Genomic DNA, 16430 nt, shown 5'->3' with positions numbered 1-16430 from the left:
TAGAAATGATTAAGCGTGCCTATAAAGAAGGGATTTACGCACAAATCTGCGCAGGTTTAAGTTCAATGGAAGAACAGGCTTCTCTATTTGGTCAAGGGCGTTTTTATATTTACAAAGGTAAGAACTATAGCAATCTAGCTAAACCTATTGTAACGAACGCTAAACCAGGACAATCTTTCCATAACTTTGGTGTAGCAATTGACTATTTACTAGTAAGCGATGACGGCAAAACAGCATTGTGGACGATTAATTCTAATTGGAAACGAGTGGCTGCTATTGGTAAAAAATTGGGATTTAAATAGGGGGGAGATTGGACAAGCTTTAAAGATTATCCTCACTTGGAAATGACGGGTGGATTATCCTATTCACAGATTATGGTTGGTAAAAAACCAATCCTTTCTTTGAAATTTCAGAGATTACTAAGGAGCCATCCGAGAATAATGGAGATGAAACAATTAAGTCCATTCAAAAAACTTTAAATAGCCGATATGGAACTGGCCTAATTGTGGATGGATTTAATGGTCCTAAAACAAAATCCTCACTTATCAAAGCACTGCAAACTGAACTTAATAAACAATTTAATAAAAATTTAGTTGTGGATGGAAAGTGGGGAGCTAAAACTAAGGCTGCAATTGTCACTGTCCAAAAAGGTGCAAAATGCAATCTTACTTGGATTCTGCAGGCTGCACTTTACTTGGAAGGATATAGTCCTGGATCACTCGATTCCATCTTTGGAAAAGGTACTGAATCAGCATTATCTAAATTCCAGAAAGCTAAAAAGATAATTGTAGATAAGAAAGCAGGTAAAGCTACCTTCACTAAATTGTTTGCGGCATAATCAATAGCCCTTACTCGTATTGAGTAGGGGCTATTTTTTTGTTGAAGCTCTGTTAAAGGTGTTGTTGAATTTCTTAATGAACTAACGGGGCAGGTTAGTTGAAAAAGAGTACGGTTTGGATAATTACAATTGAGTGGTGAATTGATTTAATACAGACTAATAGTTTTGAATGAAAAGTTCATTTTATCTGTTGGATGAGGCATATGTCCTTTAAATTCTAAAATTCAAGACAAATACCCAAGAACTTTTACCCAAATGCATATGCTCTAATGTAAATGAAATGAGGAAGATGAAGTTTGTATGAATAATGCCTATAATGAGAGGGATGGTTTAGGTGGACCAGGATCAGGATTTGGTTATGGACCAGGACTTGGTTTTGGAGCTCCAGGCTATCCGCACCCACACTACCCATACCACCACTACCCGTATTAAGATTTGCTGATAAAGCCGTCAATAACAATGAAAAGAAGTATCTGTAAAACAGGCGTGTTTCTACAATAGTAGAAACGCCTGTTTCGTGTTGGAAATGGTGAAGGTTTTGGTTTGTGAATTTATAATTGGAGGATACTGCATTGACAATTTGATAAGACACTCTTAATTTTTTAGATTCAATAATCCTCTAATTTCTTCAACGTGTTTATCTTTTATATAGTTTTTGTATAAATTACTGGATAATCGAATAGGATCACCAAAAAAGTATCTTTCATATTGGGTTTGCCTTGTACCAAACGAACTCATCGTAAGATCCCATGCCAAACGGAAAAGTTTCACACGGTCTTCGGCATTCATACCATCTGCTTGAAGATATTGGTCGAGTTCTGAACGAATTTCGGAATCAAACGCGCTTTCCGTTGGTATTGATATCATTCCGCTAGCACCAATTATTTGTATAATTTCGCTGAAACGGGGATAAATTTTAGGAAAGATGTTACTAGCCACTTGTAATGGAATAATACTAGGACGCATAAATCCCCATTCATCCAATTCTGCATCATTTTCTGATTTCTCTAAAAGTGCTTTCATGGTTTCAAGACCGATGATGATTTCGGAGAGTTTTTCATGTATATGTTGATACTCTCCAACATTAATTGTCTCGACAAGAAGTTGAGCAACTCCAAGAAAAAAGTCTGTTTTTACAATTTGTCTGGTTATGACTTGATGATAGGTAAATTGGTAAAAAGAGCTTTCAACAAGGAAATCTGTAGCTGCATCTACATTATCGTAATAAAATACGCGGTCCCATGGAACTAAAACATTGTCAAAGACGACGATTGAGTCCATTTCTTCATATTTTGAACTTAACGGATAATTAAACGAAGATTCTCCCCCCACAAAGGATTCCCTGCAAAAAAATTTTAATCCTTTCGTATTAGATGGAATGGAAAAGGCGAACGCCTCGCTAGGATCAAAAAACAATCTTGGTGCAGAAATAACTAAAACTTCATCCGTTAAACCACCTTGAGTGGCAAGTAAGCGGGCACCTTTGATAACCAATCCTTTTTCATTTCGATCTATCACCTTAGCGGAAATTGGCTCATTGGAAAAGCCCAAATAGACTTGTGAACGATTCACTTGCGGAGTAATAAAGGTATGTGTAAATGATAAATCATGTTTAATTGCTCTTTCATATAAAGATTGAATGTTTTCAGGAAAACAATTTTTCCTACGACTTAAAACATTGGCGGAAGAGGCAAAACTCATTACAACCGTATTCATATAGTCAGGACTTCTTCCCATCATTCCATGCGTTTGTCTTGCCCAATGTTCAATCATTTTTCTTCTTCTTTTTAAATCCTCTTTCGTTTTGGGTTGTAAGTAAGATAGTCCAATAGGATTTTCGTTTTCTGAAGAAAAGAAAGTCATCTCATTTTTTAGATCCTGAGAATTTTGCAAATCATAAAGGGAAGCCTTTGACTTAAGAATTCCTTTAAAGGCAGGATGGTCTGAAATTGCCCCTTTGATATTTACACCATCAAACCAAATTTCATTTTTCATTTTATTTAAACGTTCAATAAATTCCTTACCATTTATGATACTCATGTTCTACCGTCTCCTTATAATGAAGGCCAAAGAATTGTACGAGTTTAGTTAGTATCATTTTATTAGATGATTTAATTGCGTGTTCTTATTGGAAAAGCCCTGTTTTTAAATTGGGCAAAATGTATCGCTTCATCTGGCATAAATAAAAAAAATGTCCTAGGATGGACGACGATCTTTTCGTAACAGGCATTTTCTAAAATAATGTTTAACACAAAACGATTATTCTATAGGGTGTGGTTTTGGATACTTTTTGTGGCAGGTTCATGGATAACAATTTGTCTCGATCCGCCGGGTTTCTTAAAAAGAGTTGCCCATTTGTTAATACGATTTAGTAAATGGAGAAATATTTAATCGTAACCTTCCATCACTACTCTCCAACTCATTTGTGGTGCGGCTCGGCAGCATGTGTGGCTAACGGGGGGATTGAATTGTCTAGGGGTTGCTGCGGTAGTCCTTCCTTTCGAAAGGTTTGTGAAGAAATACACTTTAAGTAACGGGTGCGTTCGTATTATAAGGTCACCCAGTAAAAACTGGCTAACCTTATAATACGACGCACCCGTTTGTTTAAGTACATTATTTCACAAACTTTATATCAATTATTAAAAAGGAGTTTCCTTAGCAGCTATTAGTAACAAATTCCTGCTAAGAAAGAACAAACTTCCACAGGCATACTTGTGAAAGTTAATTAACTATGCTTTTACGCTTTCAGTTTCCAAGGAGACCCCTTTTCCTAGAAGTTGAAGGTTAATGAATCCAAATACAGACGAAAGTATCAATTCGGAGTAACTCTTTTCAAATAGCGAGCATTAGCAAGAAAAAAATTTGGCTCCTTTTTTTAAAAGGATATTAAAACAAAATTGGCGTATATAAGATAAAAAAGTTCTTAAATATCCAATAAGGATTAATAAATGAATTCAATATGTTTTGGCAAAGAAAATTTTAAAAATTATTTTTTGGATGTGTCGATTTTGTTTATAGTGGTTCGTCGACTTATTAGAAGCGGATATAATCTAAGTTAATATCTAAAAAGTCAGTTACAACAAAGGAGGAAAAATTAATGCATTTAGTTACTTCAAAGGACGGATCGAAAATCGCTTATGACAAAGTTGGCCAAGGACCAGCTCTCATACTGGTAGCAGGTGCCTTCAGCTACCGAAAATTTCCTCAGCAGGTAGAGTTGGCTAATCTGTTGTCCGAGTACTTCACGGTTTACAACTACGACCGCCGTGGCCGAGGAGATAGCAGTGATACACAGCCGTATGATGTTGAGCGTGAAATTGAAGACCTTCAAGCTTTGATTGATGAAGCTGGTGGATCGGCATATGTTTGGGGATTATCTTCGGGAGCTGTTTTAGCCCTACTAGCAGCAAAGAAAGGGGTAAACATTACTAAATTAGCTCTGCACGAACCTCCTTTCGTGGTAAAAGCGGAGGATCGTAAGCCGCCGAAAGATTTTACAAGGCATACGGCTGAACTCATTGCCAAGGATAACAGAGCTGAAGCCATTAAGTACTTTATGACCAAGGGTATGGGGGCACCATCGTTTGTTGTCAGCATGATGCGCATTATGCCAGGTGTGTGGTCTAAGCTTATGGCGGTCGCACATACGCTTCCCTATGATGCTGCTTTGTTGGATGGCTATATGGAGGGAAAGGAACTGTCTGCTGAATGGTGGAGCAGTGTTACGATGCCAACGTTGGTATTAGAAGGGACAGAGAGCCCTGCATCTCTTCGTCATAGTGCTCAAGCATTGGCAAACGTACTCCCCAATGCGCAATTGCTGAGTAAAAAAGGTCTCGGCCATACTAAGAAGCTGGATACAAAAAAAATATCACCGGAGCTTACAGTATTTTTTGCGGCTAATCACTGATTAGGCAAAAAATTTTACAAAAAAGTAATTTCGATTGTCGATTTAACAGGCAGGTATTCGTTGTATAAATAGAAGCGGATTTGCTTATGCGATTTGAAGCTTCACCATAAATTAGGAGGTTATACTTATGAGATTTATGATGATTGTAAAAGCGACTTCAGATTCAGAGGAAGGAAAAATGCCTAGTCCGGAGCTTATTGAGGCTATGCAGAAATATAACGAAGAATTGATGAAAGCAGGTGTTTTGTTAGCAGGAGATGGACTACATCCTAGTTCAGGCGGAATAAGGATTTCCTATCCAGAACCGGGTGTTAAACCAAAGATTATGGACGGTCCGTTTGTAGAGGCAAAAGAAATAATTGCAGGGTATACTCTGATTGAAGTTAAATCAAGAGAAGAAGCTATTGAATGGGCATTACGGATGCCAGATCCACATGGATTTGGACAGGGAGAAATTGAGCTTAGACAGGTATTTGAGCCGGTGGACTTGACCGATAATCCAGAATTTCTGGAAAAAGAAGCAGCACTTCGCAAATTAGTAGAGGAGCAAAAGAAAGCGTGAGTTTGCCCCAAACACAACGAACGATTGAAGCGATATGGAGAATAGAGTCACCAAAACTCATTGCAAAGTTAACCGGAATGGTACGGGATATTAGTCTTGCAGAGGATCTGGCTCAGGATGCTTTGGTGATTGCTCTTGAAAAATGGCCACATGCTGGGATACCAGATAATCCTGGCGCATGGCTGATGACGACTGCGAAACGGCGTGCTATTGATCTTTTGCGAAGAACGAAGATTCGTGATCAAAAGTATGTAGAGATTGCTAAGAATACGGATTTATTTACTGAGGAAGACATAGATCATGTTCTGGATGGGGAGATTGGTGACGATCTCCTTCGTCTGATTTTCATGACCTGTCATCCAGTATTATCACAGGATGCCAGAGTTGCCTTGACACTGCGCCTGTTATGCGGACTTACCACAGAAGAAATTGCACGTTCATTCCTCGTCGCAGAATCAACCATTGCTCAGAGAATTGTCCGAGCTAAGAAAACCCTTAACGAAAAAAGAATTCCTTTTGAGGTACCTCTTGGAGAGGAACTTAATAATCGCCTGTCGACCGTACTTGAAGTGATTTACCTTATGTTTAATGAAGGATATTCAGCAACTTCCGGGGACCACTGGATTCGTCCTTCACTGTGCCAAGAAGCACTGAGATTGGGACGTGTCCTTGCCGAAATCGCACCTAATGAACCGGAAGTTCATGGACTAGTTGCTTTAATGGAAATTCAATTTTCCCGGTTCAAAAATCGAGTTAATTCGAAAGGAGAACCTGTCCTTCTTATGGATCAAAATCGGGCACAGTGGGATCAATTATTGATTCGCCGTGGTTTAGCTGCACTGGAGCGCAGCAGGAAGTTAGGGCGTTCACTTGGGGCATATTCATTGCAGGCAGCCATCTCTGCATGTCATGCTCAGGCACAGACTCCAGAGGAGACAGATTGGCCACGAATTGCCGCACTTTATGAAGCTCTTTCGATTGTTATGCCCTCGCCAATCGTAGAATTAAACCGGGCAGTTGCTATATCCATGGCATTCGGTCCGGACATTGGCATCCAGATTGTAGACGAGTTGAATACTGACCCATCCTTAAAGAAATATCATCTATTACCGAGTGTTCGCGGAGATCTCTTGGTGAAGCTAGGGCGTTACGATGAAGCTAGGACAGAATTTAAACGTGCTGCATCACTAACCCAGAATGAACGTGAACGAACCCTGCTACTTAATCGTGCAATGGAATGTGGAAAAGGAACATCTACATATAATTTTTTCCCAGCCCTGTCGATTATCTCGTTCCTTATTCGTCGTGTTGGTAAAGGAATAGTAGAGCAGTCTATTCTGCTCTTCATTTCTTCCAATTTAAACGAGGAGGGGATCACAATGAGGTTTTTATTGATTATTAAAGCCACAGAGTACTCGGAGGCAGGATTAGCCGACGGAAAGGATTACCGCGAAGCAATGATTTCGTATAAGAATTCACTGGCTAAAAAGGGTGCACTTCTTGCCGATGAAGAGCTTCAGCCAAGTTCAACCGGGTTAAGAATAACGTATCCAAAGAAAGGTGAAAAGCCACAGGTATTGGCAGGCCCATTTCCGGTAAATCAAGACCTTATCACGGAATATATGTTGATTGATGTGAGTACGGAGGACGAGGCGCTAAACTGGGCGCTAAGAATTCCGGTTCCTAAGGTAAGAGGCAAGTACGAGATAGAACTACGAAGGCTAAAAGAGAAACTAGAATCCATACAAGACCCCGGAATAAAGGCGATGGAAGCCTCTTTACAAGAAAACCTTAATATGTTGAAAAAAATTTAAAAAAGTTTTTTCCTTTGTCGATTTCTCCAATGCATATTCGTCGTATTTATAGAAGGACAAATTAAAATGGAAAGGTTGTTGAAAAAATGGGAGCACAATTAAACTCATATCTAATGTCGGACGATGCAAGAAGCCAGGCGGATTTTTACGTAGAGTCACTCGGTGGGGAAATTCTATCAATTAAAACATTCGGTGAGGCACGAGGAACTCCAGAAGAGATAAAGGATAAAGTTATGCATCTATCTTTGATAATAGCTGGAAGGAATATGCTAATGATCTCCGATTCCTTTGAACCGGTATCCAGCAGCCGTAGCATCAGTCTTGCTTTAACCTATGACAATGAGTCTGAAGCTAAAGAAGCATATGCAAAGCTTGGTGAGGGTGGAGAAAACAAGTATCCCTTTGCTTTGCAGCCATGGGGCGCATACTATGGAGAAGTTATAGATAAATTCGGTGTTACGTGGATGATTACCAAACCGTAAACCATCCGAAATTCAAAAAAATTCACTACTAACAAAAAGGAGAGTATGCATAATGAATCAAGAAGTAACCGATTTTATTGATGCATTAAAAGAACCCTGGCAGGGAGAACTTGCCACTAATCTGCGGGAGGTCGTCCACAAGGCCATACCAGATGTACATGAACGCATTCAATACAAAAAGCCACATTTTTTAAAAAACGGAAAGTACACTGCTGTTGTCTCAATTTCTAAAGCAGCAGTTAGTTTTACCATTTTTAATGCCATCACACTGGATCTTCCTGAAGGCATGTTTGATGGACCTCCAGAAAGAAAATCTATAAAGTTCCAAAAAGAAGCTACGATTGATGCCGAACAGCTCATCTCATTACTTCGTCAAGCTTCCGCAGGACTTTAATGACAATCAAAAGTAAAGAGTTGCTTAACTGGTGTGCTTTTACCAGCAATACAGAGGGTGTAGTTCTTACTGCAGCCTTTTTTGTTTTTCAATTAATCTGCTTCTTTTGTAAAAAAAAGAGCTGATAATCTATGCTTAATTACAGCTCTTTCTTCTGGTAACAGATAAGCTCCAGTAAATTTTTGTTTTTTCATTGCAATAGAATTCTTCAACTTATTAAAATTTAACATGAATACCCAGATTTCTTTAGATGTACTATTCCATTAAATGGCCCGATTGTTGAATAAAAGCTAATGACGATTGTTCAACTAACCTGCCCCGTTAGTGCCATAAGATCCATGGCCAGGAAAAACCTTATCTGCGATTAATTAAGGTTGTCCATAAATTCAGTATCAAAGTAAAGATTAGTCATAAGCTTGTTTACAATCCCGTTGAAGTAGGCAAACTGTCCTTTATGCATCTTAACCCCACTTTTAACCTTCATAGCAAATTCCTTGAAAGCTTTGGTGCCGATCACTATTTCTTGTTCCCTTGTGAATGCACGTTTGTTAGTAGAGTAATCAACAACTCGATTACAATGCATCACCCATGGGAACGCGAACAATATATGTCCATGTATTAACCTTTCAAACCCTTGGCACCTCTGGTGTCAGGGGTTTTTTATTTGGTGGGCAAATCTAAGTCATATTAATGCATTGGATATTTGCCCACTAAATTCAGCAAAATATTTAATCGATGATTCCCTTGGTGTATTCCTCAAACTTGTCTATGTTTTTCTTTTCGAGTTTTTTGCTTATATGTGCGTATACATCAGAAGTTATAGCAACGCTGCCATGACCTAATCTTTTCTGAACATATTTCATATCCGAACCAGCTTCAAGTTGGAGCACTGCATGTGTATGATAAAGGGAATGGATGGGAAGAGAGGGCAACTCAGCCCTTTTTAAGATACGGCTGAATGCGTTAAAAAAGGTGGATTTTGGCATCAATCAACTCATTTATTAACTTCCTTACTGCTGTTGTCCCTCTTGGGTTTGCTTTATATGGAGTGTATAAGAATCAATATTTAGTGACTAAGAAAGCTCAAAAACAAGATGAAGTCTTGAAAAAACAAGGATTAAAATAAGCTGTCCATCGGGTGGCTTTTTCGAGTCCTTATGTCTAACAGGGACATGATCGTTAAACGGCTTGTCAGCTCAATCAACCAAATAAATCGCTGGGTAGATAAAAAACATGGGCTCTGGTATGAATTCAGTGGTTAAAGCATCTGCTTTAGAAATGATTAAGCGTGCCTATAAAGAAGGGATTTACGCACAAATCTGCGCAGGTTTAAGTTCAATGGAAGAACAGGCTTCTCTATTTGGTCAATAGTAGCTGCATAATGATTAGGACTTTTTAGACTATCCTTTAATCAGTTTAAGTAACCTAATATGAATTAATTTTTACTTCTTATTTCAATTTACGTATGAGGCGCAAACTATCGTAATCACAAACTAATACATACTCTTTACTCTCACATAGTTCATCAACAGCTTTTCTAACATCAGGATAAACAGTGTAGTCATGAAACGCTATAAATCCTCGGCGGACAACTCTTGGAGCATATAACTCTATATCTCTTTTTACGCCTAAATAACTATGGTCTCCATCTACGAAAAGGGCAGATATGCTCTCAGGACAATCTTGTATTGCTTCTTGGCTGAAATTTTTTATTGGAGATACATAGTTTGCAAGCCGGAAATTTAGAATATTATGCTGAAATTCATTAAAATAATCTGAATAATTACCATTGGAAATAAAAGGATCAATCGCAAAAATTGTTCGTTTCCTTTCACTTATCCACTTGCTCCCGAGACCTAATGCAATAGTACTTTTCCCTTTAAAGGAACCAATCTCAACAATTTCCCCATCTAAATGATCAACGAGAGCTGGCAAATGTAGTAGTGCAGTTTGCTCTGCAGTTGTCAACCACCCACTGACCGAATCAATGAACTGATGCAATTGGCTAATTTGAAACTGATGTTCAGTAATTTTAGGTCACCTCTCTAAAACTCATTATTTTCTAATGCTTTTTTTACAGCTTCTAAATATTGTAATCCATATTTTTTATCCGGTTCTAAATATGTTCCTTCGCCCCATTCATTCCAGGCATTAATAAACAAAAATTCACTGTTTATTTCTAGAGACCTTTTTATTTGTTTTGTTAGATAAAAGGAAAATTTTTCGGGTGACGCGCCAGTGAAGATAAAGGGTGAGTTTCCTCCAACCCGGGCGGAGTTATCCCAATCGATGAAAGCTCCTAAATAAGTTTTTGCACTATCCTTATCAGTCTTTCTTTCTAGTATACTGGACCAGAATTTATCGTAATTCACTAGTTCAAATTTTTGCTTATAACCATCAACAGCTTCTCCACAATGGTTACCATTTGTTAAATTCATTGTATACCCAGGCTCAAACTCAATACGAGCATCGAATCCTTTAAGTTGAGGGTTGTTAAATCTGTTTAAAGTTTGAACAAAATAGATTCCATCAAGACCATTTTCGACAGCTAATTTTTGCCAATACTCCAACATCTCATCGCATTTGGGAATATCGCTAGGACGATAAATAAGAAATAAAGGTTTGTTTTCTACTCTGATATACCTTTTATCTTTAAATGCTGTTAAGAGAAATTCGAAATGTTCTTTCCAATCTACTTTTTCTCCGTAATCTTGATCTTCCAAAATCTCATGATTTGAACCGGTCCATGTTCTTGTCCACGGGTCGTTTGCCCAGGAAAGACAGAAGGGGAAATCGGGCTCCCCTTTTTGAAGAACTGCATCAAATGGTTTATGAAGAAACCTTTTTCCCTTAAACCAGTAATGATAATAACAAAATCCGTAGATGCCATATTTTCTTGCAATTTGGGCTTGCCATTCCCTTGCAGATTCGTCTGTTAAATTATAGTAATAGTCTTGGTACGGCTCTTTCGGCTGATAATGTCCAGGAAATAGAGGCTTTGCTTTTTTGGTATTGGTCCATTCGGTAAATCCTTTTCCCCACCAACGATTATTTTCGTCGGTCTCATGAAATTGAGGTAAATAGAAAGCTATGGGTTTCAAAATCATCGCTCCTTTAAAAACTTTAGAAGGTAGGTTCTAAAATTTATATGTGGTATCTCTTTTTTAAAATCAGAATTTGGCAACAGCATTCCTTTGATTTAAATTCAATTGTCTCTTGCACTTTTACCTTCCTTAAGATGATCAGAAGCTTTGTGTTCAAAGGCGGAAAAATTGCCTCGTGAAATTACCTTTCCGCATGACAACATTTGCAGAAATATAGTTGCCACAATGCAGGCGGAAATATTATATGGATACGTCTGCCTTTTAAGCAGTATTCCTATATTAGGAAATTCTCTGGAATTAACAGCCTTTACTGCTGATATTCCGACCCTCTCCCATAAAACAAACGTATATGAAATCGAGTCTTCCTTTTGTAAGTATAAATATTTCGGATTGCCTGCGAGAGGTAAATAATGAACTTAATGAAAGAACCTAACATTAAATAATAAGATACACAGTTTAACCCTTGGATGAAACCGGATTGATAATATGGGTAATATCGTATACTAAGGGTCATCCGTAAACCAAACGGCTGTTTTGATCCCCAATTCCCTGACGGCATTCAATTAATCAATTGGAAATGTAACTAAAGCCTTCTTTACCTGCAATTTTTACTGTTTCCTGTTTTATACACTGAAATGTTCGGAAATAAAAAACTTTCTTGGTTCCCCATTTACATTTAGACACTAAGTTAGTGCTGTATTTGCCAGCACTTTTCAGTCCATAATCCGTGTTGAACAGGGCCTGATAGTTGCCCGGAGAGGTGAGAGAATCTCCCTTGATTCGTAGGTGGTTTGTTGAAGTAATTACACAAGTTATTACTTCGTTTGATTTTTCATTATATGAATCTGGTCTAAAAGTGTTGTATGTTTAAGATCAAAAAAAGCTTTTTTAGCTTGAGAATAATCACGGAGGAAATTTCTTTTTGAAACCTCTTTCTGAAGGGCAAGTGTACCAACCTGAAAGAGGATATATTTAAAGATACTATTTTAACGTTAGTATCAAGAAATATTAACGATGCAATTGTAGGTTATTATGGAGAATACCGAGATTTCCACTTGTATAGTGCAAGAGTAATGGAAATAAGAGTCCCATTTTATAATGAAATTGGAAGTGGGAACAGAAAAAAACCATACGATACGATATAGGGCTTGGGACTATAACTCTAAAGATAACCCCTTTTACCACTGTTTTAACTGGATTTTCACACACCATTCAAGATAAAAATGAACCCCATGAACTAAAGGGGCAGTTTAGTTTAATATTAAACACTAAGGCAACCGTTAGTTGAGTAAAAATTATTAATTAAGGCTAGTATGCTGCTAACAACCTTCTATTACGATTATTAAGGGAAGGAAAAATACAGAGAAGCACTGCATTCGTACCTTATTGTTACTTTGGGCCGGGACATCCACATGAAGCAAAATAGTGCGAAAATAGGACATTTCTTAGCGATTGTTAATGTATATAAAGAAATGAATCAGCTTGGTGATCTTCATTCATTCATTGAGGAACCGAAGTATGGAAAAAAAGGAGAAGGGGCAGAACCTGATATTTATTGTTCCTTTAGAAAAACTCCATTTTTTATTGAAGTTCAAAGAACCATTTATGGTGAAAAGCAAATGAATGATAAATTAGCTCGGTATGCGGATTTATTTAATAGTGGCATATTACCTGACAGCCCTCATGTGCTTATCCTATCTGACCAAAGATATGCAATAGATGGTGAATACCCATTTAAAATATTCCAAGCAGAATCTTTCACACTATTTATTCAATCTCTAAAAATGGTGACTTTCCCTGAACCTATAAAAATAAATTCAGGAGGCTTAAAAAGGGTTGTTAGATAAAAGAAATGTGTAATCTGGGGCAGGATAGTATATGAAGGAAAATAAAGACAAATGTTTATATCCAATTGTTCCCTTTTTGATTCTATCTTTTTTTCGGCCCTTTTTTCCCCTTGGGGCCTTTGCCATGTTTGACCTCACCGGTTCCCGCTGATTCTTCTCCTTCATGAGAATCTTTATGGCCTTGAGGTTCCGAAAGCTCTTGGGTTTGCACTGACCCGGTGGAGGCAGTACTATCTTTTGGTCCTTTTTTTCCTTTGGCGCCTTTGCCATGTTTCACTTCGACGGTTCCCGCTGATTCTCCTCCTTCATGAGGAGCTTTATCGCCTTTAGGTTCCGAAAGCTCTTGGGTTTGCACTGACTCGGTGGAGGCTGTACCGTCTTTCGATCCTTTTTTCCCTTTGGCGCCTTTGCTATGTTTGACCTTACCAGTTCCCGCTGATTCCCCTCCTTCATGAGGAGCTTTATCGCCTTTAGGTTCCGAAAGCTCTTGGTTTGCACTGACTCGGTGGAGGCTGTACCATCTTTCGGTCCCTTTTTCCCTTTTTTTTCTTTGGAATCTTTTCCTTCTATTGCCTCTTGAGTTGCACTCTCTTGCTGTTCTTTTTTATTAGGTTTTTTCTTCATTTTTTCACCATCATATTAAATATATTTTCTTGTTTAACTTATGAAAAAAATCCGAAATTTGATTAGACTCCAATACATTTATTTTTGTACAGATTTTTGATCCATATCTAAAAGAGTAATTTCAGTCGCAAAACTTTCTCATCTTATTTAGCAAACAACCTTCTGTATTTTATTTTCCCCTGTCACAAAATCCGTCATGTAATAGCTCAAATATTGAGCATAATGATTGTTCTTTACTGGACGAAAGGGTAAATATTAATTTTGAAGATGCAAAGAAATTTATTTTAAGGGGATTGGAGCCCTACAAAGTAATAATTATTGATTTTCCAGATCCCGTTGACTCAGGCATTAGCTCATTATATGCAATTGAATTGTTCAGTCAAACAGCAAAAATATTATCAAAACAAGGTGTGTTAGTTTGTCAGTCTAATTCACCAGAAGATACACCAACGGTATTTTGGAGTATTGGTAAAACAGTTAATATGGCCGGTCTTAATACACTTGAATACAATGTTATTGTCCCCTCTTTCGGCTTATGGGGCTTTCATTTAGCATCTCATTTCAAGCTTCCAAGAGTTATTCCAAGTATTTCTGTCCATCAAGCTCTAACTTTAGACATGCCAAATTTGTTTACTATTCCTTCGTCAATTAAGGAGGAACGGGGAAAAGCAGTTATGAATTGCCTCAAAAATTTAAACTTACACAAGTTGTATAAAAACGAAATAGAAAAATGGTGACCTTTTTTAGAGACCATAAAAAAACACTTTTTAGTTTTGCTGATAAAAAAGACTCCGGTAATGCTCCGGGGTCTTTTTTTTGTAACTTTCTGGGGACATTCGTTTTAATAATCCGCTAAACAGCGATCCACTCTTCGGTAGTTTTTTAAAGTTGGACTATCTATTACACCAATTCATCTGTTAGATGCTGATCGAATTTCTCAAATGGATTTAGCGCCATCTCTTTACACCTGTTATTCAATATCCTTCAACTATTTTAAAAGGCATTCTCTGCTTCGAATAAAGTAATTTTTAAAAACGATCCATTATTCTGGCCATTGAGTACATTCAGTATATCAGTCATTTAACTTCAGGAAATTCTAAAGGTTTGTGCATATACACATTTTGATGAATTTCAGTCTTATTGATAGAAGATGGACGTTTACCACGACACAACGTCATCCCATGATACATATACATACAGGGTAAATGATTATATAGGAAGGGGCAACATTATGTATAAGGAATGGTTAACTAATTTAGTTGGGAAAGTTCTAAAAGTAGATAGAGGGGGTCCTGAATCTCGGACAGGATTATTATTAGGTATATACGATGACCACTTATCGATCTTAACTGAACAAGAAGGTGTTATCTACTATAAAACCGACCATATCAAAAGTATTACCGAGAATGTAAAGAAGGGGTTCCAATTTCAACTGGAGGTTCCCGAAGATTTTACTTTTAAAACAGCTTCAACTTTTAAAGGCTTGCTAGGTGACCTCAGAAATCAATGGGTAAATATTAACCGAGGCGGTCCCGAGAAGCTAGAAGGCGTACTTCATGATTTTAATGATGAATTCGTAACATTAATACTAAACGAAGAAGTTATTCGCCTGTCAATGTTCCATATACGCAGCATCAGTTACGGGGCAAGAGTAGAGAAACAAAAGGAAGATGAGAAATCAGAAAAAAATAAAAATAATAAAGACGATGGAAAAACGGAAAAAAATAAAAATAATAAAGCAGAAGAAAAAGAAAAATAATAAAGCAGAAGAAAAAGAAAAATAGTATATCCCATAAATGATGTGTCGCTTCATGGGCAGAAGCGACCATCCAATTAATAAGGGGGACTCATCAGATGAAAGAACAAAATTTTCACGAGGCACTTAATTCACTGATAGGTTTTAATATTAGTATTATTTCCGATGATAAATCCGTTCATAATGGGGTAGTACTTGATGTGAAAAGCGACTTTATTGTCATTCAAATGAATCCTGATAAACAATGTTATTTTAACTTAAATCAGGTGTATGCCTTATTAAAAAACACCAAAGAATTTGAGGTTCAAATACTTGACCACGAACCAACACAGAAACAAAGTTTTACAGAATTAATAAATGAACTCAAAGGTCATTGGGTGACAGTAATTAGAGAGAACAATCTATCCTTTGACGGATTTTTAAGTACTGTAACTAATAAATACATCGTTTTATTAAATAAGGATAAACAACTTTATGTCCAATTATCAAATATATTCTATATTTTCAAAGGGATAGATGATAAGGAATCATCAGAGAACAAACAAAAGGAAAATAAAGACGAAAAAACTGAAAATAAACAGTCAGATGCAGATCAAGTTAAGGAAAGTAGTTCCGTGCTGAAGGAAGACACTGAAGTTAATTCCAAAGGAAAGGAAGAGCCTGCTGAACAGAAACAAGAACAGGACATTTTAACTTTTGATAAAGATGAACCAGCCTCTGCAAATTCGGAAGTTTTATCTGACGTAAAAGAAGAACCGACTGTTCAATCTACAGGAAATAAAGTGAACAAAGATCAATTCAATGTAAAAGAAAATAAGAAGGAAAAACCTTCAGAAACTAATCCTGAAATAAATGCACATTCGGAAGTTTTATCTGACGTGAAAGAAGAACCGACTGTTCAATCTACAGGAAATAAAGTGAACAAAGATCAATCCAATGTAAAAGAAAATAAGAAGGAAAAACCTTCAGAAACTAATCCTAAAAAAAGTGCACATTCGGAAGTCTTATCTGACGTGAAAGAAGAGCCGATTGTTCAATCTACAGTTAATGAAGTGAACAAAGATCAATCCAATGTAAAAGAAAATAAGAAGGAAAAACC

Annotated in this window: 18 protein-coding genes and 3 pseudogenes; 15 read left to right on the top strand and 6 right to left on the bottom strand. The window is 37.2% G+C overall.

Translation table 11 applies throughout. The features are described from left to right. The 3 genes from ACFRAK_RS26520 to ACFRAK_RS26510 all read left to right on the top strand — a co-directional run. On the top strand, positions 1-302 hold a 302-nt coding region (locus ACFRAK_RS26520; RefSeq protein ID WP_394572833.1), incomplete at its 5' end, for a M15 family metallopeptidase. Positions 303-505: 203 nt separating this feature from the next. Continuing rightward, positions 506-838, top strand: coding sequence for a peptidoglycan-binding domain-containing protein (locus ACFRAK_RS26515; protein ID WP_387594679.1), 333 nt, complete (start codon positions 506-508; stop codon positions 836-838). A gap of 300 nt (positions 839-1138) precedes the next feature. After that, a complete protein-coding gene (locus tag ACFRAK_RS26510; RefSeq protein WP_387594682.1) occupies positions 1139-1270 on the top strand; it encodes a hypothetical protein in 132 nt (43 codons plus the stop codon). Positions 1271-1432: 162 nt separating this feature from the next. Here the strand turns inward: ACFRAK_RS26510 and hpaB are convergent, their stop codons facing one another. Next, positions 1433-2878, bottom strand: coding sequence for a 4-hydroxyphenylacetate 3-monooxygenase, oxygenase component (gene hpaB, locus ACFRAK_RS26505; protein ID WP_387594685.1), 1446 nt, complete (start codon positions 2876-2878; stop codon positions 1433-1435). Positions 2879-3935: 1057 nt separating this feature from the next. On the opposite strand from hpaB, the gene ACFRAK_RS26500 reads away from it, so the two are divergent. From ACFRAK_RS26500 to ACFRAK_RS26475, 6 genes and pseudogenes are all read left to right on the top strand, one after another. Beyond that, positions 3936-4748: an alpha/beta fold hydrolase gene (locus ACFRAK_RS26500; protein WP_387594687.1), complete on the top strand. Its 813-nt coding sequence runs from the start codon at positions 3936-3938 to the stop codon at positions 4746-4748. A gap of 127 nt (positions 4749-4875) precedes the next feature. Then, complete coding sequence (locus tag ACFRAK_RS26495; protein ID WP_394572832.1) at positions 4876-5310, top strand: YciI family protein; 435 nt, start codon at positions 4876-4878, stop codon at positions 5308-5310. After that, positions 5307-6551 (top strand): annotated as a pseudogene (locus ACFRAK_RS26490) (RNA polymerase sigma factor); the annotation flags it as partial. The gene ACFRAK_RS26495 and the pseudogene ACFRAK_RS26490, both read left to right, overlap by 4 nt. Then, positions 6543-7124, top strand: a complete 582-nt coding sequence (locus tag ACFRAK_RS26485) for a YciI family protein (RefSeq protein WP_394572835.1) — start codon at positions 6543-6545, stop codon at positions 7122-7124. The pseudogene ACFRAK_RS26490 and the gene ACFRAK_RS26485, both read left to right, overlap by 9 nt. A gap of 86 nt (positions 7125-7210) precedes the next feature. Beyond that, the gene (locus ACFRAK_RS26480) at positions 7211-7606 is read left to right on the top strand and encodes a VOC family protein (protein ID WP_394572831.1); all 396 of its coding nucleotides are present in this window, start codon (positions 7211-7213) and stop codon (positions 7604-7606) included. 52 nt (positions 7607-7658) lie between these two features. After that, entirely contained in the window at positions 7659-8000 is a 342-nt protein-coding gene (locus ACFRAK_RS26475; protein WP_387594701.1) for a DUF1801 domain-containing protein, read from the top strand. Between the two features lie 364 nt (positions 8001-8364). Here the strand turns inward: ACFRAK_RS26475 and ACFRAK_RS26470 are convergent. Both ACFRAK_RS26470 and ACFRAK_RS26465 read right to left on the bottom strand, forming a co-directional pair. Beyond that, positions 8365-8586: pseudogene (locus ACFRAK_RS26470) on the bottom strand (helix-turn-helix domain-containing protein); the annotation flags it as partial. A 142-nt stretch (positions 8587-8728) separates the two neighbouring features. Beyond that, positions 8729-8986 (bottom strand): annotated as a pseudogene (locus tag ACFRAK_RS26465) (tyrosine-type recombinase/integrase); the annotation flags it as partial. Between ACFRAK_RS26465 and ACFRAK_RS26460 the strand changes: the two are divergent. Together ACFRAK_RS26460 and ACFRAK_RS26455 are read left to right on the top strand one after the other, a co-directional pair. Beyond that, on the top strand, positions 8980-9126 hold the full coding sequence (locus tag ACFRAK_RS26460; RefSeq protein ID WP_387594703.1) for a phage holin: 147 nt from the start codon (positions 8980-8982) through the stop codon (positions 9124-9126). The pseudogene ACFRAK_RS26465 and the gene ACFRAK_RS26460 overlap by 7 nt on opposite strands. A gap of 107 nt (positions 9127-9233) precedes the next feature. Beyond that, positions 9234-9371, top strand: a complete 138-nt coding sequence (locus ACFRAK_RS26455; protein ID WP_394572830.1) for a hypothetical protein — start codon at positions 9234-9236, stop codon at positions 9369-9371. 78 nt (positions 9372-9449) lie between these two features. Here the strand turns inward: ACFRAK_RS26455 and ACFRAK_RS26450 are convergent, their stop codons facing one another. Together ACFRAK_RS26450 and ACFRAK_RS26445 are read right to left on the bottom strand one after the other, a co-directional pair. Then, positions 9450-9968, bottom strand: coding sequence for a class I SAM-dependent methyltransferase (locus ACFRAK_RS26450; RefSeq protein WP_387594706.1), 519 nt, complete (start codon positions 9966-9968; stop codon positions 9450-9452). A gap of 77 nt (positions 9969-10045) precedes the next feature. Then, positions 10046-11101: a glycosyltransferase WbsX family protein gene (locus tag ACFRAK_RS26445; protein ID WP_387594709.1), complete on the bottom strand. Its 1056-nt coding sequence runs from the start codon at positions 11099-11101 to the stop codon at positions 10046-10048. 1415 nt (positions 11102-12516) lie between these two features. Between ACFRAK_RS26445 and ACFRAK_RS26440 the strand changes: the two genes are divergently transcribed. Next, on the top strand, positions 12517-12951 hold the full coding sequence (locus ACFRAK_RS26440) for a hypothetical protein (RefSeq protein WP_394572829.1): 435 nt from the start codon (positions 12517-12519) through the stop codon (positions 12949-12951). A gap of 273 nt (positions 12952-13224) precedes the next feature. Here ACFRAK_RS26440 and ACFRAK_RS26435 read toward each other — a convergent pair whose 3' ends face one another. Continuing rightward, positions 13225-13575: a hypothetical protein gene (locus ACFRAK_RS26435; RefSeq protein WP_394572828.1), complete on the bottom strand. Its 351-nt coding sequence runs from the start codon at positions 13573-13575 to the stop codon at positions 13225-13227. A gap of 140 nt (positions 13576-13715) precedes the next feature. Between ACFRAK_RS26435 and ACFRAK_RS26430 the strand changes: the two genes are divergently transcribed. The 3 genes from ACFRAK_RS26430 to ACFRAK_RS26420 form a co-directional block, all read left to right on the top strand. Continuing rightward, positions 13716-14312, top strand: coding sequence for a spermine/spermidine synthase domain-containing protein (locus ACFRAK_RS26430; protein WP_394572834.1), 597 nt, complete (start codon positions 13716-13718; stop codon positions 14310-14312). Positions 14313-14806: 494 nt separating this feature from the next. Continuing rightward, positions 14807-15334 (top strand): hypothetical protein, encoded by a 528-nt coding sequence (locus ACFRAK_RS26425; RefSeq protein WP_387594717.1) that lies wholly within the window; start codon positions 14807-14809, stop codon positions 15332-15334. 95 nt (positions 15335-15429) lie between these two features. Then, on the top strand, positions 15430-16430 hold a 1001-nt coding region (locus ACFRAK_RS26420), incomplete at its 3' end, for a DUF2642 domain-containing protein (protein ID WP_394572827.1).

Source organism: Peribacillus sp. NPDC056705 (assembly GCF_043656335.1).
This window is presented reverse-complemented; position numbering and strand designations above follow the sequence as displayed.

Bases quoted from the DNA above. Each gene is read 5' to 3' on its own strand.
- ACFRAK_RS26510 (WP_387594682.1), top strand. From the start codon at position 1,139: ATGAATAATGCCTATAATGAGAGGGATGGTTTAGGTGGACCAGGATCA.
- hpaB (WP_387594685.1), bottom strand. From the start codon at position 2,878: ATGAGTATCATAAATGGTAAGGAATTTATTGAACGTTTAAATAAAATG.
- ACFRAK_RS26500 (WP_387594687.1), top strand. From the start codon at position 3,936: ATGCATTTAGTTACTTCAAAGGACGGATCGAAAATCGCTTATGACAAA.
- ACFRAK_RS26495 (WP_394572832.1), top strand. From the start codon at position 4,876: ATGAGATTTATGATGATTGTAAAAGCGACTTCAGATTCAGAGGAAGGA.
- ACFRAK_RS26485 (WP_394572835.1), top strand. From the start codon at position 6,543: ATGGAATGTGGAAAAGGAACATCTACATATAATTTTTTCCCAGCCCTG.
- ACFRAK_RS26480 (WP_394572831.1), top strand. From the start codon at position 7,211: ATGGGAGCACAATTAAACTCATATCTAATGTCGGACGATGCAAGAAGC.
- ACFRAK_RS26475 (WP_387594701.1), top strand. From the start codon at position 7,659: ATGAATCAAGAAGTAACCGATTTTATTGATGCATTAAAAGAACCCTGG.
- ACFRAK_RS26455 (WP_394572830.1), top strand. From the start codon at position 9,234: ATGGGCTCTGGTATGAATTCAGTGGTTAAAGCATCTGCTTTAGAAATG.
- ACFRAK_RS26440 (WP_394572829.1), top strand. From the start codon at position 12,517: ATGAAGCAAAATAGTGCGAAAATAGGACATTTCTTAGCGATTGTTAAT.
- ACFRAK_RS26435 (WP_394572828.1), bottom strand. From the start codon at position 13,575: ATGAAGAAAAAACCTAATAAAAAAGAACAGCAAGAGAGTGCAACTCAA.
- ACFRAK_RS26425 (WP_387594717.1), top strand. From the start codon at position 14,807: ATGTATAAGGAATGGTTAACTAATTTAGTTGGGAAAGTTCTAAAAGTA.